Annotated in this window: 24 protein-coding genes and 3 tRNA genes; 11 read left to right on the forward strand and 16 right to left on the reverse strand. The window is 72.5% G+C overall.

Annotation, left to right across the window (positions count from 1 at the left end):
- Position 1: 1 nt before the first annotated feature.
- The 7 genes from ACQPZA_RS02640 to ACQPZA_RS02670 all read right to left on the reverse strand — a co-directional run bounded on the left by ACQPZA_RS02640 (position 2) and on the right by ACQPZA_RS02670 (position 9,535).
- Positions 2–1,330 (reverse strand): M20 family metallopeptidase, encoded by a 1,329-nt coding sequence (locus ACQPZA_RS02640; RefSeq protein WP_433278060.1) that lies wholly within the window; start codon positions 1,328–1,330, stop codon positions 2–4.
- 40 nt (positions 1,331–1,370) lie between these two features.
- Positions 1,371–2,027 (reverse strand): cyclase family protein, encoded by a 657-nt coding sequence (locus ACQPZA_RS02645; protein WP_433278062.1) that lies wholly within the window; start codon positions 2,025–2,027, stop codon positions 1,371–1,373.
- 34 nt (positions 2,028–2,061) lie between these two features.
- The gene (locus ACQPZA_RS02650) at positions 2,062–2,652 is read right to left on the reverse strand and encodes a L,D-transpeptidase (RefSeq protein ID WP_433278064.1); all 591 of its coding nucleotides are present in this window, start codon (positions 2,650–2,652) and stop codon (positions 2,062–2,064) included.
- Positions 2,653–2,791: 139 nt separating this feature from the next.
- Positions 2,792–7,042 (reverse strand): ATP-dependent RNA helicase HrpA, encoded by a 4,251-nt coding sequence (gene hrpA, locus ACQPZA_RS02655; protein ID WP_433278066.1) that lies wholly within the window; start codon positions 7,040–7,042, stop codon positions 2,792–2,794.
- A gap of 28 nt (positions 7,043–7,070) precedes the next feature.
- On the reverse strand, positions 7,071–7,331 hold the full coding sequence (locus ACQPZA_RS02660; protein WP_169397646.1) for a hypothetical protein: 261 nt from the start codon (positions 7,329–7,331) through the stop codon (positions 7,071–7,073).
- A 700-nt stretch (positions 7,332–8,031) separates the two neighbouring features.
- Entirely contained in the window at positions 8,032–8,853 is an 822-nt protein-coding gene (locus tag ACQPZA_RS02665) for a serine hydrolase domain-containing protein (protein WP_433278068.1), read from the reverse strand.
- A complete protein-coding gene (locus tag ACQPZA_RS02670) occupies positions 8,846–9,535 on the reverse strand; it encodes an SDR family NAD(P)-dependent oxidoreductase (RefSeq protein WP_433278070.1) in 690 nt (229 codons plus the stop codon). Before ACQPZA_RS02670 ends, ACQPZA_RS02665 begins: the two co-directional genes overlap by 8 nt.
- 26 nt (positions 9,536–9,561) lie before the next feature.
- Here ACQPZA_RS02670 and ACQPZA_RS02675 point away from each other — a divergent pair, with 26 nt between their 5' ends.
- Positions 9,562–10,446 carry a DUF72 domain-containing protein gene (locus ACQPZA_RS02675; protein ID WP_433278072.1) on the forward strand — a complete coding sequence of 295 codons (885 nt, stop codon included), beginning with the start codon at positions 9,562–9,564 and terminating at the stop codon, positions 10,444–10,446.
- 28 nt (positions 10,447–10,474) lie between these two features.
- The gene (locus tag ACQPZA_RS02680) at positions 10,475–10,999 is read left to right on the forward strand and encodes a CinA family protein (RefSeq protein ID WP_433278074.1); all 525 of its coding nucleotides are present in this window, start codon (positions 10,475–10,477) and stop codon (positions 10,997–10,999) included.
- Between the two features lie 26 nt (positions 11,000–11,025).
- On the opposite strand, the gene ACQPZA_RS02685 is transcribed toward ACQPZA_RS02680, so the two are convergent.
- Positions 11,026–12,195 (reverse strand): MFS transporter, encoded by a 1,170-nt coding sequence (locus tag ACQPZA_RS02685; protein ID WP_433278076.1) that lies wholly within the window; start codon positions 12,193–12,195, stop codon positions 11,026–11,028.
- Between the two features lie 149 nt (positions 12,196–12,344).
- Here ACQPZA_RS02685 and ACQPZA_RS02690 point away from each other — a divergent pair, with 149 nt between their 5' ends.
- Complete coding sequence (locus ACQPZA_RS02690; protein ID WP_433278078.1) at positions 12,345–12,983, forward strand: VC0807 family protein; 639 nt, start codon at positions 12,345–12,347, stop codon at positions 12,981–12,983.
- An 8-nt stretch (positions 12,984–12,991) separates the two neighbouring features.
- Here ACQPZA_RS02690 and ACQPZA_RS02695 read toward each other — a convergent pair whose 3' ends face one another.
- The 4 genes from ACQPZA_RS02695 to ACQPZA_RS02710 form a co-directional block, all read right to left on the reverse strand.
- Entirely contained in the window at positions 12,992–14,599 is a 1,608-nt protein-coding gene (locus tag ACQPZA_RS02695) for an acyl--CoA ligase family protein (protein ID WP_433278080.1), read from the reverse strand.
- A 103-nt stretch (positions 14,600–14,702) separates the two neighbouring features.
- A complete protein-coding gene (locus ACQPZA_RS02700; RefSeq protein WP_169397638.1) occupies positions 14,703–14,894 on the reverse strand; it encodes a ferredoxin in 192 nt (63 codons plus the stop codon).
- A 64-nt stretch (positions 14,895–14,958) separates the two neighbouring features.
- Complete coding sequence (locus tag ACQPZA_RS02705; RefSeq protein WP_433278083.1) at positions 14,959–15,375, reverse strand: hypothetical protein; 417 nt, start codon at positions 15,373–15,375, stop codon at positions 14,959–14,961.
- 129 nt (positions 15,376–15,504) lie between these two features.
- Positions 15,505–17,382, reverse strand: coding sequence for a propionyl-CoA synthetase (locus ACQPZA_RS02710; protein ID WP_433278085.1), 1,878 nt, complete (start codon positions 17,380–17,382; stop codon positions 15,505–15,507).
- 428 nt (positions 17,383–17,810) lie between these two features.
- On the opposite strand from ACQPZA_RS02710, the gene ACQPZA_RS02715 reads away from it, so the two are divergent.
- Positions 17,811–19,172: a GDSL-type esterase/lipase family protein gene (locus tag ACQPZA_RS02715; protein ID WP_433278087.1), complete on the forward strand. Its 1,362-nt coding sequence runs from the start codon at positions 17,811–17,813 to the stop codon at positions 19,170–19,172.
- A 4-nt stretch (positions 19,173–19,176) separates the two neighbouring features.
- Here the strand turns inward: ACQPZA_RS02715 and ACQPZA_RS02720 are convergent, their stop codons facing one another.
- Positions 19,177–19,578 (reverse strand): hypothetical protein, encoded by a 402-nt coding sequence (locus ACQPZA_RS02720; protein ID WP_433278088.1) that lies wholly within the window; start codon positions 19,576–19,578, stop codon positions 19,177–19,179.
- Between the two features lie 64 nt (positions 19,579–19,642).
- Positions 19,643–19,864 (reverse strand): heavy-metal-associated domain-containing protein, encoded by a 222-nt coding sequence (locus tag ACQPZA_RS02725; RefSeq protein ID WP_433278090.1) that lies wholly within the window; start codon positions 19,862–19,864, stop codon positions 19,643–19,645.
- 369 nt (positions 19,865–20,233) lie between these two features.
- Between ACQPZA_RS02725 and ACQPZA_RS02730 the strand changes: the two genes are divergently transcribed.
- From ACQPZA_RS02730 to mftR, 6 genes are all read left to right on the forward strand, one after another.
- Complete coding sequence (locus ACQPZA_RS02730; RefSeq protein ID WP_246267224.1) at positions 20,234–20,470, forward strand: hypothetical protein; 237 nt, start codon at positions 20,234–20,236, stop codon at positions 20,468–20,470.
- A 148-nt stretch (positions 20,471–20,618) separates the two neighbouring features.
- A tRNA-Glu gene (locus ACQPZA_RS02735) sits at positions 20,619–20,691 on the forward strand.
- Between the two features lie 37 nt (positions 20,692–20,728).
- Positions 20,729–20,802: transfer RNA gene (locus tag ACQPZA_RS02740), tRNA-Asp, on the forward strand.
- Between the two features lie 27 nt (positions 20,803–20,829).
- Positions 20,830–20,903, forward strand: a tRNA-Phe gene (locus ACQPZA_RS02745).
- Positions 20,904–21,181: 278 nt separating this feature from the next.
- Positions 21,182–22,528 (forward strand): GGDEF domain-containing protein, encoded by a 1,347-nt coding sequence (locus ACQPZA_RS02750; protein WP_433278092.1) that lies wholly within the window; start codon positions 21,182–21,184, stop codon positions 22,526–22,528.
- Positions 22,529–22,614: 86 nt separating this feature from the next.
- A complete protein-coding gene (mftR, locus tag ACQPZA_RS02755; protein ID WP_433278094.1) occupies positions 22,615–23,238 on the forward strand; it encodes a mycofactocin system transcriptional regulator in 624 nt (207 codons plus the stop codon).
- Between the two features lie 19 nt (positions 23,239–23,257).
- Here mftR and ACQPZA_RS02760 read toward each other — a convergent pair whose 3' ends face one another.
- Positions 23,258–24,193: an acyl-CoA desaturase gene (locus tag ACQPZA_RS02760; RefSeq protein ID WP_433278096.1), complete on the reverse strand. Its 936-nt coding sequence runs from the start codon at positions 24,191–24,193 to the stop codon at positions 23,258–23,260.
- Between the two features lie 361 nt (positions 24,194–24,554).
- On the opposite strand from ACQPZA_RS02760, the gene ACQPZA_RS02765 reads away from it, so the two are divergent.
- Positions 24,555–24,758, forward strand: a complete 204-nt coding sequence (locus ACQPZA_RS02765; RefSeq protein ID WP_142059975.1) for a cold-shock protein — start codon at positions 24,555–24,557, stop codon at positions 24,756–24,758.
- Positions 24,759–24,835: 77 nt separating this feature from the next.
- Here ACQPZA_RS02765 and ACQPZA_RS02770 read toward each other — a convergent pair whose 3' ends face one another.
- Positions 24,836–25,795, reverse strand: coding sequence for an NAD-dependent epimerase/dehydratase family protein (locus ACQPZA_RS02770; protein ID WP_433278099.1), 960 nt, complete (start codon positions 25,793–25,795; stop codon positions 24,836–24,838).
- Between the last annotated feature and the right edge of the window lie 50 nt (positions 25,796–25,845).

Below are 25,845 nucleotides of genomic sequence, written 5' to 3' on the forward strand. Positions count from 1 at the left end.
GTCAGTCGAAGTACGCGGGGACGTCGAGCGGGCCGCCCGCCGCGGCGAACTCCGCGTGCACGGCGTCGCGAAGCTCCGGGTCGGCGAGGTAGTCGACCGCGGTGAGGGCCAGGCCGAGTGCACCGTCGCGCACCGCCCGGTCACCCGATGGCCCGCCGGACGCCGCGGCGAACTCCGTGGTGTGCAGCGCGACCGTCGGCTCGGACACCGCGATCATGGGGTGGATGGCCGGCATCCGGTAGCTGAGGTTGCCCAGGTCGGTGGAGCCGGTGAGGAACTCGGGCACCACGCCCGTGGGCAGCGGCTTGCGCCCGACCGGTTCCTGGTTGACCGCCCAGCGGCCGGCGAGCGCGTGGTTGAAGCGGATCGGCAGGTACGGGGGGAGATCGTCCCAGTGCAGCTCGACGCCGCAGCCGGTCATCGCCGCCGCCCCGTGGGCGATGTGGTCGACGCGTTCGGCCAGGTCCCGCAGGGTCTCGGGGGCGGCGGAGCGCAGGTAGAACAGGAGCGCGGCCCGATCGGGGACGACGTTGGGCCGGGCACCCCCGTCGGTGAAGACGCCGTGCACCCGGTCGCTGCCGGGCAGGTGCTGGCGCAGCCCGGCCACGCCCTGGTAGGCGGCCACGGCCGCATCGAGCGCGTTGCGGCCCATGAACGGCTGAGCCGAGGCGTGGGCGGCGACGCCGTGGAAGACCATCTCCAGCCGGCGGCGCCCGAGGAACGGGTGCATGGCGATGTCGTGCGAGAACGGGTGCAGCATGATCACGGCGTCGACGTCGTCGAAGACACCGGCCCGCGCCAGCGTCTCCTTGCCGCCGCCGCCCTCCTCGGCCGGCGTGCCGATCAACGAGATGCGGCCGCCCACGCGGTCCCGCACCTGCGCGGCGGCGAGGTACGCACCGACGGCCGTGGCGCAGATGATGTTGTGGCCACAGGCGTGGCCGACGCCGGGCAGCGCGTCGTACTCGGCGAGGACGGCGACGTGCGGGCCGTCCGTGCCGACGGTGCTGACGAGGGACGTCTCCAGGCCCCCGACGCCGATCTCGGCGGCATGCCCGTGCCGCTCCAGCAGCGCCGTCACCGCACGCACCGAACGGTGCTCGGTGAACGCCTCCTCGGGGTGCGCGTGCAGGTCGCGGCTCAGCGCGACGAGATCGTCCTCCCGACTGCGGACGGCGCCGACGACGGCCGAGCGGATGTCGTCCCCCGCGCCCTTGTGGGGGGATCCGATGGGCTCGGCGTCCTGCACGGCCTGTGCCATCGCGACCGTGAGGGAGCGCAGGTAGCTGTCGTCGGGCGGCAGCGGCCTGGTCCGGTCGTTCTCGGTCATGATCGCGACCCTAGTGTCGTGGCGGGCTCTCCGCAGATGCTCACGTTCCCAGCCCGACCGCCCGCACGGGTGCACCGTCGGCCCCGGCGAGGGGGAGCGGGAAGAAGCTCAGCACCGGGTCGGCGAGCGAGGCCAGCTGGGCGACGTTCGTCAGGTTCTCCACGATCACCCCGCCCGCCCCGAGCACCACCCGGTGCACCGGCAGGCCACCCGTGGTGCTGCCGGTCGAGAACGTGGGATCCGGGTTGAGGGTGTCCACGGCCAGTGCGCGCACGCCCGTGGCGACCACCCGCTCGGCCGCGTCCGGCGTCAGCCAGGGATGGTGCAGGTAGGCCGGGGTGCCGAAGTGCGCCGACCAGCCGGTGTGCAGCACCAGCACGACGCCGGGCCCGAGCCGGTCGGCGACCGGGGCGAGGTCCGCCCACGCGATACCGCTGCCGGGAGCACGATCGAGCACGTCGGCCGTGACCGCCGGGCCGTGGAACAGGCCGAGGTCGAGCTCGTCCAGCCGGGCGCCGTCGGCGAGCACGTGGAACGGCGCGTCGACGTGCGTGCCGGTGTGGGACCCGGAGTGCAGGGCCAGCACGTTCACCCCGTCCCGCTCGAGGGTGGCGGCGGGCGCCGTGCTGACCTCGGGATCACCGGGATAGACCTGCATCCCCGCGTGGACGGGCTGGGACAGGTCGACGATCCGCATGCGGGTCAGTCTGGTCCCGCAGGCGGAGCTCCGGTCAGTGGACCTGGACCTGGTCACCGACCTTCAGGTAGTTGTACCAGGCCGCAGCATTGGTGGCCGAGAGGTGAACGCAGCCTTCCGACTTCTTGTGCACGTTGCCCTCATGGAAGGCGACCCCGTCGGTGGTGAAGAAAACCGAGTACTCCATCGGCGCGTTGTTGAACTCCTTGCTCCGGTGGTGCAGGTCCTTCCATTGCACGTTGAAGGTGCCACTCGGGGTGTTGTGCCCCTGCGCCCCCTTGTTGATCTGCACCGGGCCGCGCATGACGTGTCCGGCCTTCAGGAGCCAGGCCTTGTTGTGGGCGAGATCGACGCACGCCTTCGCCATCGCGGTGCACGGCGTGCCGGGCACCAGTCGCGCCGCGCCAGTGGCCGGAGCCGTGGAGCTGACCGCCGGCGGGGAGTGGGTCGGGGTGGCCGCGTTGGCCACGGCCGGTCCGGCCAGTGGCCCGAGGAACGTCCCCAACACCCCGGCGCCGAGTGCTCCGGCGAGCGTCGCCGTCCGAGCCGGCGTGACCCACCGACGTGTCTTGATCTTGCTGTGCCGCCCCACGAAACCACCCAATCTGCCGTGCTGCACGACCATTCGATCCTGCAATCAAAGACAAACGTACGCGCCCGATTGATGGCACTGGAATCGGCTGCCGACGGTACCGTTGTGGAAGTATTGTAGGACCGATTTCCCGGAATCGCGCAATTTCTCTGATTATCCGTTTTGAACGGGGTCAGCGGGGCAGGTCGTCGATCGCCTTCTGGATGCGCTTGATCGACACCGGGTACCGGGTGCGCATCGGGTGGGCGTAGAGCCCCACGCGCAGCTCCTCGATCAGCCAGCGGATCTCGCGCAGCTGCGGCGACGGCTCGACGCCCGGCGGGAGTGCCGCCAGTTCGGCCTCGTACTCGTCGGCCGCCACCCGCACCTGTGCGGTCCACTCGGCGTCGCGGGTGGGATCGGCCCGCAGCTTCTCGATCCGCCGTTCCACGGCCTCGAGGTAACGGGCGACGTCGACGAGCCGGGACGCTCCGGCCGCCGTGGCGAAACCGGGCCCGACCAGGGCGTCGACCTGCGCGGTCATGTCGGCGACCCCGGCGGCGAGGACGGGCGCGCGGAGGTCGGCGAGCTGCGCCTGCACCCGGTGCCAGACGGTGAGGACACCCCGCACGGCCTGCAGCACCTGCAACGTCGTGGAGGCCAGTCGCTCGGCGAACAGCTTCCGCAGCCGCGCGTAGGACCGGTCGTCCCATGCCGGGCCGCCCGCGGCGGTGATCAGGGCGTCGGCTGCGGCGGTGACGCAGTCGTCGAGCAGCGCGGCGACGGAGCCGTGGGGGTTGCGCGACAGCGCCAGCTTCGAGGCGTTGTCCAGACCGCGCTGCACCTGCTTCGCGGGCGAGGGCGTGTCCAGCAGGAGCAGCCGGCGCACGCCGCGCCACGTCATCGGGTCGCGCTCGGCCGCCGTCGGGAACACGCGGACGTCCACGGTGGAGCCGCGGTCGACCAGGCCGGGGTAGCCGGTGACGACGTGGGCGCCGCGGCGAACCGGCAGCTCGCGGGGGAGGGTGCCGAGCGTCCACGTGGTGATCCCGGACCGTTCGATCTGCGCCCCGGCGGCGGCCAGCTCCTGACGCACCTGCGGGGCGAGCCTGCGCCGCAGCGCGTCGAGGTCGGTGCCGGTGGCCACCTCGCGGCCTGCCTCGTCGACCACGCGGAAGGTGACCGTGAGGTGCTCGGGCAGCCGGTCGAGCTCCCACGCGTCGCGGGGGATGTCGACGCCGCGCATGCGCCCGAGCTCGCGCTCCAGGCCGTCCAGCAGCGGTTCGTCCGGTGCGCCGTCGGCCTGCAGCCTGGCGAGCACGGCCCTGGCGTGGTCGGGCGCGGGGGCGTAGAGGCGCCGCAGCTGCTTGGGCAGGGTCCGGATCAGGGCCGTGACCAGCTCCTCGCGCAGGCCGGGGATCTGCCACGTGAACGGCGTGGGATCCACCTGGTGCAGCGCGGCCACCGGCACGTCGACGGTGACGCCGTCGGTGCGGGCGCCCGGCTCGAAGGCGTAGGACAGCGGCAGCGTGAGACCGCCCGCCTCGACGTGGTCGGGGTAGGCAGCGCGGTCCACGTCGGCGGCCTGAGCCGTGCGGAGCATCTCCTCGGTGAAGTCGAGCAGGTCCGGCTGCCGTCGGGAGGCCTTCTTCCACCAGGTGTCGAAGTGGCGGCCGGACACCACGTCGGCGGGGATGCGGTCGGTGTAGAACGTGACCAGCGTCTCCTCGTCGACCACGAGGTCGCGGCGCCGTGCGCGGTGCTCCAGCTCCTCGACGTCCTCGAGCAGCTCGCGGTTGGCGTGGAAGAACCGGTGCCGCGTGTCCCAGTCGCCCTCGACGAGCGCGTGCCGGATGAACAGCTCGCGTGACTGCTCGGGGTCGATCCGGCCGAAGTCCACCGTGCGCCCGACGACCACCGGGATCCCGTACAGCGTGACCCGCTCGGTAGCGACGGCGGCCGCGCGCTTGCGCGACCAGTGCGGCTCCGAGTACGAGCGTTTGGCGAGGTGCCCGGCCAGAGGCTCGATCCACTCCGGCTTGATCCGGGCCACGGTGCGGGCGAACAGCCGCGAGGTCTCCACCAGCTCGGAGGCCATCACCCAGCGCGGCTGCGCCCGGGACAGCGGTGAGCCAGGGAAGATCATGAACTTCGCGCCGCGGGCGCCCAGGTACTCCCGGCCGCCGCGCTCCTTGCCGGAGGGCTCCTCGCGCAGCCCGATCTGGGAGAGCAGCCCCGACAGCACCGCGATGTGGATGCGGTCGGCGTCGGGCTCGATGTCGTTGAGGGTCATGCCCGCGTTGCGGGCGGCCGAGCGGAGCTGGGAGTGCAGGTCCTGCCACTCGCGGATGCGCAGGTAGTGCAGGAACTCCTCGCGCAGCAGGCGGCGGAAGCGGTTGCCGGAGAGGGCCTCGCGCTGCTCGCCGATGTAGCGCCAGAGGTTGAGGAAGGCGAGGAAGTCGGAGCCACCGGCGTCCAGCGTCGAGCCGCCCGAGCTCCACTCGCCTGCGAACCGCGCGTGCTTCTGGTCGGCGGCCTGGCGCTGCTCGGTGGGGCGCTCGCGCGGATCCTGCACCGACAGCGCCGCGGTGATCACCAGCACCTCGCGCAGGCAGCCGGTGCGGTCGGCCTCCACCAGCATGCGACCCAGCCGGGGGTCGACGGGCAGCGCCGCCAGCGCTCGCCCGACGGGGGTGAGCCGGCGGTCCGGTTCGAGGGCGCCGAGCTCCTGCAGCAGCGCGAGACCGTCGTTGACCGACCGGGAGTCCGGACGTTCGACGAACGGGAACTCGGTGAGCTCACCGAGCTCCAGGGAGATCATCTGCAGGATGACCGACGCGAGGTTCGTGCGGAGGATCTCGGGGTCGGTGAACTCGGGACGGGCGTCGAAGTCGTCCTCGCTGTAGAGGCGGATGCAGATCCCGTCCGCGACGCGGCCACAGCGTCCCGCGCGCTGGTTGGCGCTCGCCTGCGAGACCTTCTCGATCGGCAGCCGCTGCACCTTCAGCCTGCGCGAGTACCGGGAGATGCGCGCGGTGCCGGGATCGACGACGTAGCGGATCCCCGGCACGGTCAGTGACGTCTCGGCGACGTTGGTGGCGAGCACGACGCGCCGTCCCGGGTGCGGGGCGAACACCCGCTGCTGCTCGGCCGTGGAGAGGCGCGCGTAGAGCGGGATGATCTCGGTGTTGCGGTAGTCGCGCCTGGTCAGCGCCTCCGCGGTCTCGCGGATCTCGCGCTCGCCCGGCAGGAACACGAGGATGTCGCCGTCGCCCTCGCGCTGCAGCTCCGCCACCGCGTCGCCGATGGCGTCGAGCTGGTCGCGGTCGGGGTCGGCGTCGGGATCGTCGGGGTCGACGACCGGGCGGTAGCGGACCTCGACGGGGTAGCTGCGCCCGGAGACCTCCACGATCGGCACCGGCGTGCCGAGTGCCTGCGCGAAGTGGTCGGCGAACCGCTCGGGGTCGATCGTCGCCGAGGTGATGACGACCTTGAGGTCGGGGCGGCGCGGCAGCAGCTGGGTGAGGTAGCCGAGGATGAAGTCGATGTTGAGGCTGCGCTCGTGGGCCTCGTCGATGATCAGCGTGTCGTACTGGCGCAGCATCCGGTCGCCGGTGAGCTCGGCGAGCAGGATGCCGTCGGTCATCAGCTTGACCAGCGTGTTCTCGCCCACGTGGTCGGTGAAGCGCACCTTCCAGCCGACGAGGTCGCCCAGCCGGCTGCCGAGCTCCTCGGCGATGCGCGCGCCGACGGTGCGTGCGGCGAGCCTGCGCGGCTGGGTGTGCCCGATCAGGCCGCGGATGCCGCGGCCGAGCTCGAGGCAGATCTTCGGGATCTGCGTGGTCTTCCCGGAGCCGGTCTCGCCCGCGACGATGACGACCTGGTGGTCGCGGATCGCGGCGGCGATGTCGTCCCGGCGGGCGCTGACCGGCAGCGTCTCGGGGTAGCGGATCGCGGGTACGGCGGCGCGACGTGCGGCGGTGCGCCGCTCACCGGCGTCGACGGCCGCGGCGATGCCGGCCACGGCCCTCGTCCGCGCGGTGGTGTCGCGGGTGCGGCGCGCGGTCTCGAGGCGGCGGCCCAGCCGGTGCTCGTCGAGCAGCGAGAGGGCAGGGAGGCGCTCGGCGAGTGCGGCGATGTCGGCATCGGAGACGGGAGCCAGGTCACCGTCGTCCGGAACCGGTGCTGTGCCGCCCGGGGCGGGTCCGTCGCCGGTCTCGCGACCCCGGGGCCGGCGCCGGCGCGGACGCCGGGACCGGCCCCCGCGCCGGACGGTCGGATCGTCGTGGGACGGGGCGTCGGAGCTCCCGTGGCCCGGCCTGCCTACGCCCTCGCGGGCGACCTGGTCGGACACCTGCGCGCCGTCGCGGGAGGGGACGGCGCCGGCAGGCGGGTCGACCGGCGCGGGGCGCGCATCGGCGGCTCGGGCCACGGGAGAGGACATCGGGAGAGCAGTCTGCCTGTGTCGGCGCTCAGACGGAGCGCAGGGTGGGGGTGATCTCGTCGGCGACGGGGTCGTCGGCGGCGGGATGCTCGACCAGAGCGAGTACCCGACCGGCGAGGAAGCGGGCGGTACGCACCGTGCTGCCCCCTCGGGTGGTCTCGCTGACCTCGACGACGCCGCGGGAATGGGTGATGCCGACCTTGCGGCCTGCCCGGGTCGCCGTGATGTCGTAGGTGCGTGTGGTGCCGCTGCCCGCGTCGATCACGATCTCGACCCGATCGCCCTTCATGGCTGTCGCCGTCCTTCGCTGGTGGGTGAGGTGAGGAGTCCGGACCGGGCGCCGGTCGCCTCTCGGCGCGTGGCGCACCCGTAGGTGGCGGAAGGTGAGACCCGGGGACACGGATCGCCCGGCTCGGACTTCTCTGACAACCACCTCGACCTGGGGATTGTTCCCGGTCGAGGTGGGCTGGAGGGGGCGGCGCCGTGGGGGGACGGCGCCGCCCGGGCGGCCGCGTCACGGGTGGGGGTAACCGGACGCGGCGGGTGGGGGGGTTCGGGAAGATGGGTTGTCCGCACCGGGCGCCGGTCGCCTCTCGGCGCGTGGCGCACCCGCAGGTGGCAGAAAGATGGGACCCGGGGACACGGATCGCCCGGCACGGACGATTTCGTCAACCACCTCGACCGGTCGGTTGTTCCCGGTCGAGAGGCGTGGAGTGGCGGCGCTGTCGGGAGCAGCGCCGCCCGGCAGCCGCGTCGCGCGCGGGATCGCGGACGCGGCAGGTCGGGGTGGGTCGGGTGACGGAGGATGGGTGTCCGAACCGAGCACTGGTCGCCTCGCGGCGAGTGGCACACCGCGGCTCCAGCCGAACGGTATTCCGCGGCGGCTCTTACTTTGTAGGACCCGGGGACACAGGACGCTCGGTTCGGACAGCCGGTACAACGGACGACCCGGGCAGATCATTCCCGCCCGCTCGGACGGAGTTCTCCGGCTACAGGGCGGCCAGGATCTTGTCCGTCACGGGGGGCCAGGACTCGATCGCCCACGGACCGAAGTCGCGGTCGGTGAGCACCACGCATGCCGCACCCGCGTCCGGGTCGACCCACAGGAAGGTCCCGGACTGCCCGAAGTGCCCGAACGTCCGGGGCGAGCTGTTCGAGCCGGTCCAGTGCGGCGACTTGCCGTCGCGGATCTCGAACCCCAGCCCCCAGTCGTTGGGCCGCTGACGTCCGAAGCCGGGGAGGATGCCGTCGACACCGGGGAACGCCGTGGTGGTGGCGTCGTCCAGGGTCGCCCGGTCCACCAGCGTCGGGGCCTGCAGCTCGGCGGCGAAGCGGGCCATGTCGGCGCAGGAGGACACGGCGTCGGCCGCGGGCGAGCCGTCGAGTCGCGTGGCGCTCATCCCGAGGGGTTCGAGCACGGCCTCGTGCAGGTACTGCGCGAACGGCATGCCCGTCGCCGCCGCGATCGTCTCGCCCAGCACCTCGAACCCGACGTTCGAGTAGATGCGCCGGGTGCCCGGCGCAGCCTGCACCACCCCGTCGGAGAACGAGAGTCCGGACGTGTGCGCAGCGAGGTGGCGCACGGTCGACCCCTCGGGGCCCGCGGGCGTGTCCCACTCGACGGCGCCCTCCTCCACCGCGACGAGAACGGCGTAGGCGGCGAGCGGCTTCGTCACCGACGCCAGCCGGAACACCCGGTCCTGAGCACCCGCCGTGGCGCCCACGGTGCCGTCGGCCGTGACCACCGCCGCTGCGGCGTGGTCGACCGGCCAGTCGAGCACCAGACCCACGGCGGCGCGCAGGTCAGGCATCGCCGTACACCGGGACCGCCGCGCCGCTGATCGGGGCGGCGTCCGGACCGGACAGGAACACGATCACCTTCGCGATCGCGGCCGGGGAGACCGACCGTGCCGCGAGGTCCGCGGACATCCAGCTCCGGTTGGCCGGGGTGTCGATCACCGAAGGGAGCACCGCGTTGACGCGGATCCCCTCGTGGCGCAGCTCATCGGCCAGCAGCTGGGTGAGCCGGACGACCGCGGCCTTGCTCGTGGCGTGCGCCACCGGCGCCGGGCCCTGAACTGCGGTCTTGGAGCCGACCGTGAGGATCGAGCCGCCCCCGCGCGCAGCGAGCCGCGGGGCGATCGCCTGCGCCGACCACAGGACGGAGCCGAAGTTGGAGCGCCACAGCCCGTCCAGGCCCTCCTCCTCCACGTCGGCCAGCTTGCCCGGGGTGAACGCGCCCGCCAGCGTCACCAGCGCGGACGGCGTGACCGGCAACGCGTCCGCCGCGGCGAACGCGGTGTGGACGGTGTCGCGGCTCGCCAGGTCGGCGGGCACGGCGTACACGCCGTCCCGTTCGCCGAGCTCGTCCAGCCGGGCGCTCGCGCGACCGAGAGCGATCACCGGGCGCCCGGCGGCCAGGAACTCGGTGACGACGGCCTGGCCGAGTGCCCCCGTCGCGCCGGTCACCACCACTGCTGTGTCGTCGTCCACGTGGGCCATCCTGCCCGCCGGATGAGATGCTCGCCGACGTGGCCGGTACCTGGGTCGGCACGTCGGGCTGGCGCTACCCGCCGTGGCGCGGCACCTTCTACCCGAAAGGCCTGGTGCAGCGCCGGGAGCTGGAGCACCTGTCCCGGCAGGTCACCAGCATCGAGATCAACGGGTCCTTCTACTCGCTGCAGCGCCCGGAGAGCTATCGCGCGTGGGTCGCGGAGACCCCCGACGACTTCGTCTTCGCGGTCAAGGGCGGCCGGTTCATCACCCACCTCAAGCAGCTGCGGGACGTCGGGACGCCACTCGCGAACTTCCTCGCCTCGGGCGTGCTGGCCCTCGGGCCGAAGCTCGGGCCCGTGCTGTGGCAGCTCCCGCCCCGGCTGCGCTTCGATCCGGGACGGATCGAGGAGTTCCTCACCCTGCTGCCGCGCAGCACCGGAGCCGCCGCTGAGATCGCCGCCCGGCACGACGAGCGTCTCGACGGGCGGGCGCACACCGAGACCGACGCCGACCGCCCCCTGCGCCACGCCATCGAGGTGCGCCATCCCAGCTTCTGCACCCCGGCGTTCGTCGAGCTGCTCCGCGAGCAGGGCGTCGCGCTGGTGGTCGCGGACACGGCGGGGACCTGGCCGTACCTCGAGGACGTGACCGCCGACTTCGTCTACGTCCGGTTGCACGGCGACGCCGAGCTCTACACCAGCGGGTACACCCCGGAGGCGCTGGACAGGTGGGCGGCGAAGGTCCGGGCCTGGCGGGACGGCGAGGCGCCGACGGGCGAGCAGACCGTCGCCCCGGCGGCGCCCCGGCGGCCGGAGGGCCGGGACGTGTTCGTCTACTTCGACAACGACGTCAAGGTGCACGCGCCCTACGACGCGATCGGGTTGTGCGACCGGCTCCGGTCGGATTGACGGGGTGCCAGGCGGGTACCGGCTACGCGTGCAGTCACAGTCGACGGTTACGCAGAAGCAACAGGAGTCAGGGCAGCAGGAGGAGAACACCCGCGACCGCCTCGCCCGTGAGGTGTCCGAGCTGGCGCGCCGGCACGGTGTGACGATCGCCGTGGCCGAGTCGCTCACGGGCGGGATGGTGGCCTCGGCGCTCGCCGCCGCGGAGGCGGCCAGCGAATGGTTCCGCGGATCGCTGGTGGCTTACTCGAGCGAGGTCAAGCACGAGGTGCTCGACGTTCCCGACGGTCCCGTCGTCAGCGCCGAGGCGGCGGCGGCGATGGCCCGCGGCGTGCGGCGCCTGCTCGGTGCGGACGTGGCCGTCGCGGTGACGGGCGCAGGGGGGCCGGACCCGCAGGACGGGCAGGACCCCGGCACCGTGTACGTCGGCGTCGACGACGGAGCGGACGGCCGCGTGCACGAGCTCGACCTGGACGGCGACCCGGAGGAGATCATCGTGCAGGCGGCGGACGGCACTCTCGGCGAGCTGCTGGACGCGCTCCACGCCCGGAGGTGAACCCCGTGGGCCGCCGCGGCGTGCAGCTACGCGGCGGCCGACACCTCACGGGCGGTGCGGTGGGCCACGAGCATCCGCCTGCCCACCGCCATCAGGGCTGCCGCGACCACCATCGTGACCGCGCCGGTGAGCCACGCCGCCGGGAACCCCGCGTGGGTGGCGATGGCGCCGAAGCCGAGCGGGCCGATGAACCCGCCCGCGTACACCCCCGCCTGGATGATGGAGGTCGCCGCAGCCGGGGCCGACGGGTTGAGCCGGACCACCGCGAACTGCAGGAGACCGGGCCAGGCCCAGCCGAGACCGAAGCCGAGCACGGTGCCGGCCACGAGCGCGGGGACGCCGGGTACCGCGAGCAGGGCGAGGCCGCCCGCGCCGAGGAGCAGGCTCCCGGCGACCACCGCGATGTGGCCGCCCGACCTGCGGTCGGCGAACCATCCGTTGGCCAGCCGCAGTACCAGCCCGACGATGCTGCCCAGGGTCAGGGTCAGTCCCGCGAGGCCCGGGCTGATCCCGCGGTCCACCGCGGACGCGACCAGGAAGATGCCGAGCGCGTTGGCCGCGGCGGCGGCCAGACCGGCGGCGATCCCGATGACGCTGAGCGCAGCCGTGGCCCGCTCCCCGTGCGTGGCCGGTGTGCGGACCCGGTCCTCGGCGTCCCGGGGGGCGACCAGCAGGGCGGCCAGCGCGAGCCCGGCACCCATCACGTAGGCCCACCGCCAGCCGACGGTCAGCGCGACGGCCGGCACCGCGACGCCGGAGAGCAGCGTCGCCAGCGGGATCGCCGACTGCTTCATCCCGAAGGAGAGTCCGAGCCGGGCGGCGGGGACGTAGCGTGCGAGCGTCAGGTTGGACGACAGCTGGCCGAGCACGTTGCACCACGCGCTGAGCAGCAGGATCGTCACCAGGCCCACGTACGAGCCGGCGAAGGTGGCGACCGCGGCCATCGCCGTGGCGGCGCCGGTCACCGCCGCCCGGCTGGTCGGCCCCGAGCCGAACCGCTCGACGAGCCAGCCGCAGGGGAGTGAGGCCAGCGCGCTGATCCCGAAGTAGAGCGCGACGACGAGCCCGAGACCCGCGGGGTCGAAACCCAGCTCTGCGGAGATCTGCACGGCCAGGGCCCCGGTGAGGAACACCGGCAGCACGGCGGCCGTCGTGGTCGTGACGGCCCCGACGGCCGCCCGCGTCGCTTCCGTCACTTGAGCAATGCTAACGGCTGGATGATCCGTCTCGGGTGATTTCTTCGGCCGCCGAAACTGACATGTCAATCTTGACATGTCAGTTCGGGCCAGTGCATGCTCGCGTCATGCCGAACACCTCCCGGACCGACGTAGGCACCGGAGTCGCCATGCCCGTTGACCGGCCCACGAGTGATCCGCGCCCCAACCCCACGCTGGTGATGGTCCGCGGCCTGGCCTGGGACGTCGGCCTGCCCGTCGCCGCCTACTACGCGCTGCGCCTGGCCGGCGCCACCGACTGGGTCGCCCTCCTCGCGGCGTCCGGCATCGCCGCCGCGAGGACCGTCTGGGGAGCGGTCCGCCACCGCACGCTCAACCAGTTCGCCGTCCTGATGTTGCTGGTCTACGGCATCGGGTTGCTGCTGGCGTTCGTCAGCGGGGACCCCAAGGCGCTACTGCTCAAGAGCTCGCTGGTCACCGCGGCCGTCGGGGCGGTCTTCCTCGTGACCGCGATCCTGGGCGGGCGCCCGTTGACGCTCGCGGCGGCCCAGAGCTTCCTGCCCGCCAGGGCCGAGGCACTGAGCGAGCGGTACCGGAGCGAGCCGCACGTGCGCCGGGGGTTCCGGCTCACCTCCGCCGTGTGGGGGGTCGGCCTGCTGGCCGAGGCGGTGCTGCGCATACCGCTCGTCGTCCTGCTGCCCGTCGACATCGGGGTCGGGGCGTCGGAAGGCCTGTTCGTCGCCACCTTCGTCGCCCTGATGGTCTGGAACGGCTGGTACATCGGCCGGGTCCTCGCCACCCCCGCGTAGGGCGGAGCTCACCCGCGGATGCGGCTCGACTCCGTGGACCACTCCTTCTCGCGCAGCTCGAACTTCTGCACCTTTCCGGTGGAGGTCTTGGGCAGCTCCTCCACGAACTCCACGGCCTTGGGCGCCTTGTACCGGGCGATGCGACCCTTCACGTGGTCGATCAGCTCGTCCTCGGTGGCGCTCTTCCCGTCGGCGAGCACCACGAACGCCTTGGGCCGCTCACCCCACTCCTCGTCGGGCACCCCGATCACGGCCGCCTCGACCACGGCCGGGTGGGAGACGACCGCCTGCTCCACCTCGATCGTCGAGATGTTCTCCCCACCGGAGACCACCACGTCCTTCGCGCGGTCGCGAAGCTCGATGTAGCCGTCGGGGTGCAGCACGCCGAGGTCGCCGGAGTGGAACCACCCGCCCTCGAACGCCTTGTCGGTGGCCGCCGGGTCGTCGTAGTAGCCGAGCATCACGTTGTTGCCCCGCATGACGACCTCGCCCATCGTGGTGCCGTCGGCGGGGACGTCGTTCATCTCGGTGTCGACCACGCGCACCTTGTCGGCGCAGACCATGCCGACGCCCTGCCGGGCCTGCCGGGCGGCCCGCTCCTCGGGGTCCAGGTCGTCCCACGAGCGCTGGTACTGGTTCACCGAGTACGGCCCGTAGGTCTCGGTGAGGCCGTAGACGTGCACGATCCGGAAACCCATCCGTTCCATCTGCAGGATCGTGGTGGGACTGGGTGGGGCGCCTGCCGTGGTGACCGTGAGGGCGTGGTCCAGCTGCCGCGCCCCGGGTGCCCGCATGATCGTGGTGACCACGGTGGGCGCGCCGTTGAGGTGGGTGACCCGGTGTTCCTCGATGAGCTGCCAGATCGCGTCGCCGCGCACCTCGCGCAGGCAGACGTGCGTGCCACCGATCGCGGTGACGGCCCACGGCGTGCACCAGCCGTTGCAGTGGAACATCGGCAGCGTCCAGAGGTAGACGCTGTCGAAGGTGTGGCCCGAGTGCACCACCTCGCCGAACGAGTTCAGGTAGGCGCCGCGGTGGGAGTACTGCACTCCCTTGGGCTTGCCGGTGGTCCCCGAGGTGTAGTTGATCGAGATGCAGGCGGTCTCGTCCTCGACGGACCACGGGAGCGGTTCGTCGTGGCCGCGGGCGAGCAGGTCGTCGTAGGTGACCCCGCTGCCGCTGCCGTCGCCGGGGTTCGCGGGGTCGACCACCGTGACGATCTCCTCGACGGTCTTCAGCTCGCGCGCGACCGGAGCCACCGTCGGGTGCAGGGCGGCGTCGATCACCAGGACCTTCGCGCCCGCGTGGTCGAGGATGTAGCGCACCTCCTGGCTGGACAGGCGCGTGTTGATCGCGACGAGCACCGCACCGGCGAGCGGCACGGCGAAATGGGCCACGAGCATCTCGGGGATGTTCGGCAGCATGTAGGCGACGCGGTCGCCCGCCTCGATCCCGGATCCGCGCAGCGCGTGCGCCACGCGGGTGGTCTCGGCGGCGAGCTCCGCGTAGCTCAACCGGCGTTCGCCGTAGACGACGGCCGTCTTGTCGGGGAAGACATCCGCGGAGCGGCGCAGGAATGCCAGTGGGGTCAGCGGGGTGTCCCAGACAGCAGTCATCGATGCTCCTCGGCGCGGGGCGACACGGTCATGATGCTCGAAATCGCCCGTCGGCGCGCCGGGAGCGGCACGTCGTTCCCGGCGCGTGCCGCGCCGGGGACCCCTAGTCGACCAGTTTGATGGCCGCCCGCGGGCAGGCAGCCACCGCCTCCTCGAGCGTCGGGCGCATCGCCTCGGGCGGGTTCTCGTCGAGGATGTAGAGGAAGTCGTCCTCCCGCACCTCGAACACCGCGGGGGCGATGCCCATGCAGACGGCGTTGGACTCACACAGATCGAAGTCGACCACGACCTTCATGGCCACATGGTGCACCGCTTCGCGCCGCGGCGATACTCAGGTGACCCTCACCTGACCAGCGCTGTCACGGCGACGGTGTCCCTCCGGTCGTCACTCCGCCGGACTCGGGGACCCATCGGCCGCCCGCACGGTCGGCAACCGTCACGAGCTTCCCGGGAGCGGCCTGCGGAGTGGTCACCGGGGTGGGGGCGACCACGGCGTCCTCAAGCTGGTCGCCGACGGCCGGATCGGCAGCCCAGGAGTCTCGGTGCGGCAGCGCCTCGCAGGCCACGCCGTCGCCGGACGTTCCGCTGCGGGCGTCGTCGAGCGGGTGGGAGCGGGCCGCTGCGGCATCGAAGGCGGCCTGGGCGTCCTCCTGGTAGGTGAAGTCGCCGCAGTCGAGGTTGTCGTAGGCGAACGCGGTGCCGGCCATGCCGGCGACGAGGGCTGCGCTGAGTGCGGCGGCGGATGCGGCCGCGCGGGTACGACGGGGCAGGTCCATGAGAGTCGGGGGTCCTCTCGGTGCAACGGTGCGGCCGACGTGGGGGAGCGCCGACCTGCCCGGGTATCTCCGGCTCGGCACCCAGCGTTACCGTGCGACCACGAATGTGATCAAGTCGGCTGTATCCGACTACCCGCGCCGCAGCACCGCGCGTAGCGCATCGAGCACCGAGGCGTCGTCGATCGTCGAGGGCACCGGCTCGTCGACGCCGTCGGCGATCCCCCGCATGGTCTTGCGCAGGATCTTCCCGGACCGGGTCTTGGGCAGAGCGGGCACGACGGCGACGTCCCGGAGGCTCGCGACCGCGCCGACCTGGTCGCGCACGAGCTGCACGAGCTCGCCGCGAAGCTGCTCCTCGTCCCGGTCGACGCCGGCCTTGAGCACCACGAACCCGCGCGGGACCTGGCCCTTCAGCGGGTCGGCCACCCCGATCACGGCACACTCGGCCACATCCGGGTGGGACGCGAGGACCTCCTCCATCCTGCCGGTGGACAGCCGGTGCCCGGCCACGTTGATCACGTCGTCGGTGCGCCCCATGACGTAGACGTATCCGTCCTCGTCGACGCGCCCGCCGTCGCCGGTGAGGTAGTAGCCCTCGAACGCGGACATGTAGGAGGCGACGAACCGCTCGTCGTCGTTCCAGAGCGTCGGCAGCGAGCCGGGTGGCATCGGCAGCTTGACGACGATCGCGCCGTCGGTGCCCGGCTCGGCGGGTTGCCCGGAGGCGTCGAGCACCTGTACGTCCCAGCCGGGCAGCGGTTTCGTCGGTGATCCCGGCTTGATCTCCAGCAGCTCGATGCCCGCGGGGTTGGCCACGATCGGCCACCCCGTCTCGGTCTGCCACCAGTGGTCGATCACCGGGATGCCGAGCAGGTCGGAGGCCCAGCGGTGGGTCTCGGGGTCGAGCCGCTCGCCCGCGAGGAACAGGTACCGCAGCGTCGACAGGTCGTACTGGCCGAGCAGCTCGCCCTTCGGGTCCTCCTTCTTGATCGCCCGGAAGGCGGTGGGCGCGGTGAACAGGCTCTTCACGCCGTACTCGGCGACGACGCGCCAGAACTGCCCGGCGTCCGGGGTGCCGACCGGTTTGCCCTCGTAGAGCACCGTGGTGGCCCCCGCCAGCAGCGGCGCGTAGACGATGTAGGAGTGCCCGACGACCCACCCGACGTCGGACGCGGTGAAGATCGTCTCCCCGGTGTCGACGTCGTAGACGTTCGGCATCGACCAGCGCAGCGCCACCGCATAGCCGCCGCCGTCGCGCACCACGCCCTTGGGTTTCCCGGTCGTGCCCGACGTGTAGAGGATGTAGAGCGGGTCGGTCGCCCGCACCGGCACGCAGCCGGCGGGCGAGGCCGCCGCCATCGCCCCGGCCCAGTCCACGTCGTTCTCCCCGAGCTCCGCCTCTGCCTGCGGCCGCTGCAGGATCACGCACCGGGACGGCTTGTGTTCCGCGAGCTCGATCGCCTTGTCCAGCAGCGGCTTGTACTCGATCACGCGCTTGCCCTCGATGCCGCAGGACGCGGAGACGATGACCGTGGGGGTGGCGTCGTCGATCCGGACCGCCAGCTCCTTCGGCGCGAAGCCGCCGAACACCACCGAGTGCACGGCGCCGATCCGGGCGCACGCGAGCATCGCCACCGCGGCTTCGGGCACCATCGGCAGGTAGATCACCACCCGGTCGCCCCGGCCGACCCCCAGGCCCGTGAGCACGCCCGCGAAGAGCGCGACCTCGTCGCGCAGCTGGGCGTAGGTGTAGGTGCGCCGGGTGCCGGTCACCGGGGAGTCGTGAACGAGCGCCGCCTGCTCGCCGCGTCCGGCGTCGACGTGCCGGTCGAGGGCGTTGTGGCACACGTTGAGCTCCCCGTCGGGGAACCAGCGGTAGAACGGCGGCCGGGTGCCGTCGAGGGCCCGTGTCGGCGCCACGTGCCAGTCGACGGCCTCCGCCGCGCCGAGCCAGAACGCCTCCGGATCAACGGTGGCGGCCCGGAAGATGTCCTCGTACTCGCCCACGACGGCCTCCTCACGCTGTGGCCCCGTGGCCGTCGCCCCTGCGTCGACGCCGACCGGGCGGGAACCCGATCGAGACCCTAAATGGGTGGCGGGAGCGGTGGGCAGGTTCGCGCCAGGTCGTCGCCGATCTCCACCTGTTCGGGTGGTGAGGTCCCGACCGGGTCGCAGCCCGGCTCCCGGCCATGCGGCCGACCGGGTTACGGCGTGACGCGACGTAGCGTCACCACCCGATCGGCCGACTCCCGGACGAGGCGCCGACTCGTTCCACTGCGTGTAACGAGTTGCCTACTACCCGTTCGTGTGGCGCGTCCCGGTGCGCTCCGCAGGCTGCGGGCGATGAAGATTCCGCGGGAGGTTCTGCGGCATCGGGGCGTCGGTCGGGGCCGACGATCCGGGCTGGTGAGCCGGGGTGTGACCGAGGGGGACGGGTGAGCGGACCGGTGCGGTTCGGACGACGGGTGCGGGCTCTGCCGTGGCCCGGCCTGCAGTGGGCACGGCACGCCCCGTCAGGCCTCGCGGTCGCGGTGGCGATCGTCCTGGCCGTCGGCGTCTCCGTCGGGACCTACGGCACGGGAGGTGCCGCCGCCGACGTCCAACCGGTCGCGGCCCCCGACGCGTGCGCCCCGGACTGGGTCACCGGCTGGCAGACCGCGGCCCAGCCCGCACCCGGCAACCCGGCACTGGGCGGCACCACGCTCCGCATGGTCGTGCACCCGCAGGTCACCGGTTCGGAGATCCGCCTGCGCCTGTCCAACGCCTACGGCACCGTGCCGCTCTCGGTCGCCGGCGTGTCGGCCGCCCGGTCCGACGGCGGGGCCGGCCTGCTGCCCGGCACCGTCGCGTCGGTGATGTTCGGCGGGCAGCCGTCGGTGGTCATCCCGGCAGGCGCCGACGTCCTGAGCGACCCGGTCCCGCTCGTCGCCGAGGCCGGCCGTCCGCTGGCCGTCAGCATGTTCCTGCCGGTCGCCCCGCCCGTTCTCACGCAGCACTCGGTGGCGTTGCAGACCTCCTACGTGTCCCGTCGCGGGGACTGGACACTCGGCGACGCGTCCGCCTTCCCCGTCCCCGTCGGCTCGTGGCTCGTCCTCACCGGCGTGGACGTGCTCGTGCCGCGTCCGGTCAACGCGGTGGTCACGGTCGGCGACTCGATCACCGACGGCGTCGGCAGCGGTCCCGACGCCGACGAGCGCTGGTCGGACGCGCTGTCGGACCGGCTCTCCAGGTCCGGCGGGGCCGCGGTGATGTCGGTGCTCAACGCCGGCATCGCGCGCAACCGGCTGCTCTCGGACGGCACCGCGGGCGGGGGTGACTCCCCACTCACCCGTTTCGACCGGGACGTCGCCTCCGCTGCCGGCGCGACGGACGTGGTGCTGCACATCGGCACCAACGACGTGGCCGCGCGCCGGAGCGCCGCCGAGATCACCGAGGGCATGCGGCGGTTCGCCGAGCGCGCCAGGAGCGCGGGCATGCGGGTGTTCCTCACGACGATCACCCCGTCGGACGCCGGACCCCACGGCACGTCCGCCGCGGTCGCGAACCGCGCAGCGGTGAACGCCTGGGTGCGGGTGCACGGGCGGGAGTACGCGGACGGGGTGTTCGACTTCGCCGCGAGCGTGGCCGACCCGGCGGAACCGACCAGCCTGGCGCCCGAGTTCGACTCGGGCGACGGGCTGCACCTCTCCGCCGCCGGCTACCGCGCGATGGCGGGCGCTGTGGACCCGGAGCTGCTCACCGGCAGCCCGTGCCTCGCCGGCACCTCACCGGTGCGCGTGCTGCTGTCGGGCGGCTGACGACCTACTGCCGCCTGCCGAGCCTGCGCAGGCCGCGCAGCCCGCGGTGGGGCCGGTCCTCCTGCGTCTCCTCCGACCCGCCGTCGACGACGGGGATCGGCCCGGTGGGGGTGTCCTCCCGGTTCAGCCGCTCGATCACCCAGTCGACGGCCAGCGCGCCCGGCGAGACGCCGCGGTCGTCCGCGATGCGCCGGAGCTGCTCGATCCGCAGGGCGGGCAGTCGCAGCTGGAACACCTGGGCCGACCCGAAGCGTCCGGTCAGCTCCGTCTCGTGCTCACCGCCGCCGGCGAGGGCGGCGAGGTAGGAGTTGAGTTCGGGGTCCTCGACGGCCGGTTCCCGGGGAGCTGCCGGCCCGGGGGCAGGGGCACGGTGACGCGAGCGCGGACGGTCGCGGGGCGGAGGCATGCCGGGAGCCTACGACCGCGGCCGCCCGGCGCCGGCCGAGCGGGGTGCGGCGGTGGACGAGGAGTCAGTCGGCGAGGGCGTAGCCGGCCTCGGCGACGGCCGCCTCGATCTCGGGGCGGGTGATCTCCCGGTCCGCCAGCACGGTGACGGCTCCGCTGTCGAGGCTGACCTCGACGGCGTCGACGCCGTCGATCTCGCTGATCTCCTCGGTGACGGATGTCACGCAGTGGTGGCAGGTCATTCCGGTGACGGTGACCTCGGAGCGGAACGGTGCCTCGACGGACATGCAGAGCCTCCTCGGGTGTGGGTCGAATGGTGGCAGAACCGACATCGGGTGCCACGACGGCCCACAGCGCTTCACGGATCGACGGCGACGGTACCCGCAGGGGGTAAGCAGGCGTAGTGGCGCAGCGCACTCCCGGGTGTTCGGTCCGTCACGTCGGGGCCGGATCTTCCCCCGGGAAGAGGGGTGCGTCGCGGGGGGACGGTAGGTAACGTGCCGGTCACGGCCACGGGGGTGGCTGCGGGGCGTTCCGATCCGGGGTGGGGTACCCGGAAAGGGTGAAGGCGGCCGATTTCCGTGGACGGCGCTGTCTGCGGTTCACGCGCCCCCTCTCGGTCGAGGCCTGGGTGACGACCGCACGGGGAGGCGTCGATGAGTGGTATCGGAAGTGCACGGCGGGAGATCGGTGAGGAACGCATGGCGCCGGGAGGCGCCATCCCGAGTCAGCGCACGGCGGCGGACGCCTACCGCGTCTCCGACGACCAACTGCACCGCGCGAGGTTGGTCGTCGCACGCAACTCCGCGGACTCCGACGATCTCCGTCAGTTGCTCGACATGCTCGGGTTGATCTCGGCCAACCCCGACCAGCCACCGCCCGTCATCCGCTGACCGTCGGCCGGCTCGGCCCGTGACCTGCGGTCGAGCCGGCTCTACCGGTAAAGCACCCCCCGGGTTTCGGGCCCGCAAGGGCTCGTCCTATGCTTGTGCGGCTCCCAACGGACAGCCGTTGCGGGCGGGGACCGCCCCGGCGGTCCAAGCCCCCATCGTCTAGCGGCCTAGGACTCCGCCCTTTCAAGGCGGCAGCGCGGGTTCGAATCCCGTTGGGGGTACGTTCCACCAGCACCACCGTACGATGCAGTAACGCAAGGCCCAGTGGCGCAGTTGGTTAGCGCGTCGCCCTGTCACGGCGAAGGTCGCGGGTTCGAGTCCCGTCTGGGTCGCTCCACCATCCGGCACACCGCCGGTTCGGCCAGGTAGCTCAGTTGGTACGAGCGACCGCCTGAAAAGCGGTAGGTCGGCGGTTCGACCCCGCCCCTGGCCACAATCCCCGCAGGTCACAGCCCGTGAGCTGGTCGTTCGGGCGGGTGGGTCCAGTAACATGGCCGAGGCGTGTTCGTCCGGCCTCCTGGTCGGACGGGCGGGCCCCCTCCACATCTCTCTCCGGCGATGCGCCGTTGCCCGCCCGGTTGCCGCAGCTCGCCGCTCAGCGAGTGATCGGTCGTCCGAGCCGATGACGTAGGGTCGTCGCCCGGCTACCATCCGTCGGGGGATGGGGGGCATGCGAACGTGACGACAGCCCGGTTGAAAGGTTTCTCGGGAATGCGACTGCCACGGCGCCGCCCAGGGGGGTTAACCCGTTGGGACGTCTGGTCGTCGCCGGCTCCGGTCCTCACCATCATCCTGATCGTCGAGCTGGTCGCCGTCGGCACACTCGCAGCGAGCCTGCGGCACGGCGTCGGTCCCCTGCCGTCCTCGTGGCTGCTCACCCTGGCCGTGCTCGTGGGGGCCGGCATCGTGAGCACGGAGGCGTCACTCGGCGTCGAACGCGTCAGACGCCAGTCCGACGAGACCCCCCACATCGACCTGAGCTCGGTCTGGACGTTCGCCGCCGCCGCGCTGCTCCCGGCTCCGTTGGCGGTGGCCGTGGCCGTGCTGATCTACAGCCACATCTATGCGCGGGTGTGGCGGCGGTCGGGCGTACCCCCGCATCGCGCGTTGTTCAGCGCGGCAACCGTCGTGCTCGCCGTGGAGGCCGCCGCCGCCGTGATGCGGCTGAGCGAGCCCACGGCCCTCTTCCGTACCGTGGGCGGCCTCCTCACGGTGCTGGCCGCACTCCTCGTGTACGCCGCCGTCAACATGGTGCTGGTCGTCGGCGTGATCGTGCTGTCCGGGCCCAACCGGCGGTTCAAGTGCTTCCTGCAGGTTCTCGCGCACGGTGACGACGCCGTGCTGGAGTTCGCCACGCTCTCGATGGGCGCGCTCGCCGCCTGCGCGATGGCGTCCTTCGGGGCCGCCTACGCGCTGCTGGTGCTCCCGCCGCTGATCGTGCTGCACCGCACCGTCCTCGTACGCCAGCTCGAGGAGGCGGCGAGCACCGACGGCAAGACCGGCCTGCTCAACGCCGCGGCCTGGCACACCCAGGCCGGTCAGGCGCTGCGCCGCATCGAACGCGAGGGTGCCCACGCCACGGTCCTCGTCCTCGACCTCGACCACTTCAAGCAGGTCAACGACCAGTACGGCCACCTCGTGGGCGACCAGGTGCTGGCGGCCGTGGCGGAAGCCGTGCGCGCGGAGGTCCGCGAGGGCGACCTCGTCGGCCGCTTCGGGGGTGAGGAGTTCGTCGTCCTCCTCCCCGGGCTCGACGGCGAGGAAGGGCACCCCGGGGCGGAGGCGGTGGCCGAACGGATCCGCCGCCGGATCAGGGGTCTGCGGGTCGACATCGCCGCACCGGTCGGCCAGGAGGTGATCGACCACCTCAGCGTGTCGATCGGGGGCGCGATGATGCCGGTCGACGGCACCGAGCTCACACAGCTGCTCGAGGTGGCCGACGCCGCGATGTACTGCGCGAAGCACGCGGGCCGCAACACCGTCCGGATGGGGCTCACCGGCTTCCCGGGGCCGGTCGGAGGGCACCGGCCGCGGCGCTCTCCGCCCCGGCACCCCTGACCTGGCGGGAATCCGCGCCCGCGGGGGCCGTGGGACGATCGGGGGCCTACCGGGCCGCCCCGCCCGCGCCGCCGAGGAACCCGACGATGCCCGTACACCCGATCAGTGACGCCGCCCGGCCCCGCCGGGCGGGCCGCCGCCCTGTCACGTCCCGGTCCGAGATCGAGCACATCGCGCTCGACCTGTTCACCGAGCGCGGCTTCGAGACCACCACCGTCGACGACATCGCCGTCGCGGCCGGAATCGGGCGTCGCACCGTCTTCCGGTACTACGCCTCGAAGAACGACATCCCGTGGGGCGCGTTCGACGAGCAGCTCGACCGGATGCGCCGCACCTTCGCCGCCCTGCCCCCGGACGTCCCGGTCATGGCGGGCGTCCGCCGTGCGGTGCTCGACTTCAACGAGGTGGATGCGCAGGAGCAGCCGTGGCACCGGCGGCGGCTACGGCTGATCCTGGGCACGCCCGCGCTCCAGGCCCACTCGACCCTGCGCTACGCCGAGTGGAGGCGGGTGGTGGCGGAGTACGCGGCGGCCCGGCTCGGCATGTCGCCCGACGAGCTGGTGCCCCAGACGGTCGGGCACGCCAGCCTGGGCGTGGCGTTGGCCGCCTACGAGCACTGGCTCACCGAGGACAACGGCGAGCTGCTGGAACTGCTCGACGTGGTCTTCCGCGCGCTGGAGCGCGGGCTCGTCCCGGAACCGGCGCGGTAGCCGGCCGGTCGCCCGCGGCTCAGCGGGTGAGCCGCTCCAGCCTGCGAGCCGTCGGCCAGCGCACCGAGTGGGCCCAACCGAGCTTCTCGAAGATTCGGATGATGCGCGCGGAGATGTCCACCTGGCCGCGCTTCACCCCGTGCCGGGCGCAGGTCGGGTCGGCGTGGTGCAGGTTGTGCCAGGACTCGCCGAACGACAGCACGGCCAGCCACCACACGTTCGCGGAACGGTCGCGCGCGGCGAAGGGGCGATCGCCCACCATGTGACAGATCGAGTTGATCGACCACGTGACGTGGTGCAGCACGGCGACACGCACCAGGCCGGCCCAGAACAGTGCCGTCGCGGCGCCCCACCACGACCAGCTCACGAGCCCGCCGATGAGGGCGGGAAGGCCGAGACTGGTAAGCGTCAGCAGGACGAAAAGGCGGTCGACGGCCGCGATGTCGGGGTCGGCGAGGAGGTCGGGGGCGAAGCGGCGCGCATTGGTGCGGTCGCGTTGCAACAGCCAGCCCATGTGCGAGTGCCAGAATCCGCGGGCCACCGCCGCGGGCCCGGTGCCGAACAACCACGGGGAGTGCGGGTCGCCGTCCTTGTCGGAGAACGCATGGTGGCGCCTATGGTCGGCCACCCACCCGACCACGCTGCCCTGGAAGGCGATACTCCCGGCCACCGCGAGCGCGATCCGCAACGGTCGTGCGGCCTTGAACGAGCCGTGTGTGAAGTAGCGATGGAACCCGACGGTGATGCCGAGACCGCTCAGGACGTAGAAGGCCGATGCGAGGCCGACGTCGAGCCAGGTCAGTCCCCAGCCCCAGGCCAGCGGCACCGCGGCCGCGAGGGCCAGCAGCGGCAGGACCATGAACGCGATGACGAGGGCCTGTTCGGTGTCCGACTTGCGGCCGTCGGTGAGGGGGGCCGTGCCGGCCGGCGGGCGTTCCTGCAGCACAGGGGGCATGAGCATCCTTCGCTTCGACGACAGGGAGAGCCCGCTGCCGTGGCCCGGGCCTTGTTCCGCCGCTTCGGCGGGGAACGGTGGCCGGACCGGATTCGCGAGCGCAGATCACGGTACGGCAACGACCGGCTTCTTCTCCTGTCGTGGAACAGATGGCCCGGATCGAGTTCTTCGCGGTGAGGGGCCTCCGTGATAGGTTCTGCCGCGGTTGCAGTCGTGTCTTCCTCGATCGTTGTGAAGCGTCCGTGGAGAGTGACGGTGGGCTTCACAGGCGATCGAGAGGTTTCAACGTTCGTCGGTGTTCCCGTGCAGCCCCCGGTCGGCACAGTGTCGGTCGGGTCCGCTTCACGTATGGAGAACAGGTATGCCGCAGGGCACCGTCAAGTGGTTCAACGCCGAGAAGGGCTTCGGCTTCATCGCGACCGACGACAACGGCCCGGACGTCTTCGTCCACTACTCGGCCATTCAGTCGGACGGCTTCCGCACGCTGGAGGAGAACCAGCGCGTCTCGTTCGAGGCGAGCCAGGGCGCCAAGGGGCCGCAGGCCGACACGGTCCGCCCCATCTGAGAGAAGCCCTCTCGATCGAAGCTTCGGTGCCGGCGTCCCTCATGGGGCGCCGGCACCGGCGTTTTCCAGGGGCGTTGTCACCGGCCCGCTGCCCACGCGGCCGTGCCGGCCACCCCGTCGTCGACACCGAGGGGTGAGAAGCCCAGCGCCCGGGCGCCGGCGTCGTCCACGCGCACGGGCGGCAGGTGCCCGTACACCTCCGAGCGGCGGGCGAAGGTGTCGGCGTCCTCCCCGAGCGAGGAGCCCGGCGGCAGGACCTGCACCCGTCGGCCACCGACGTGGTCGGCGAAGGTGTGCAGCACCCGCCCGAACGTCGCGATCTCGCCGCACAGCACGTACCGCCTGCCCGGCTCTCCGTGCTCCAGCGCGAGCAGGTGCCCGGCCGCCGCGTCCTCGGCGAGGACCCATCCCACGGCGGCGTCCACCACGGCGGGCACCTCGCCGCGAGCGGCCGCGAGGAACAGGCTGTTGTAGGACAACGGTCCGAGCGGGCTCGGCCCGTAGATGCTCACGGGGTTGACGACGACCGCGCCCAGGCCGTCGGCCGCCGCGGCGAGCACCAGCTCCTCGGCCGCGGCCTTGGTGGCGGAGTAGGGGTCGGTGAGGGCAGGCGGCGCGGACGGCGTCTCCGCCACCAGCCCGGTCGCGTCGATCACCGCGGCGCTGCTGCTGGTGTAGACGAAGCGCCGTACCCCCGCATCCACCGCGGCGGCGAGCACCGACCGGGTGCCCTCGACGTTGGCGATGCGGGCGCGCTCCAGCGAGCTCTCCACGGAACCGGCGACGTGCAGCACGCCGTCGCAGCCGCGGACGGCCCGCCGCACCGCCTCCGCATCGGCCAGGTCGCCCACCACGACGTCGACCTCGGCGGGCAGGAGGTCCGCCGCCTTCGTCGCGTCCCGCACGAGGACACGGACCTCGTGGCCTTCCCGCACGGCCAGCTCGAGCAGGGCACTCCCCAGATATCCGGTGGCACCGGTGACCATCAGCACCCGGCCATCGTCGCAGCCGCTGGTCGACGGCCACCGGTAGATCATGACGGAGCACACGACGCAGCCGCCGTCAATCCTCCGACGCCAACCGGTCA

It is taken from the genome of Pseudonocardia xinjiangensis (assembly GCF_050948425.1).
Classification (GTDB): domain Bacteria; phylum Actinomycetota; class Actinomycetes; order Mycobacteriales; family Pseudonocardiaceae; genus Pseudonocardia; species Pseudonocardia xinjiangensis.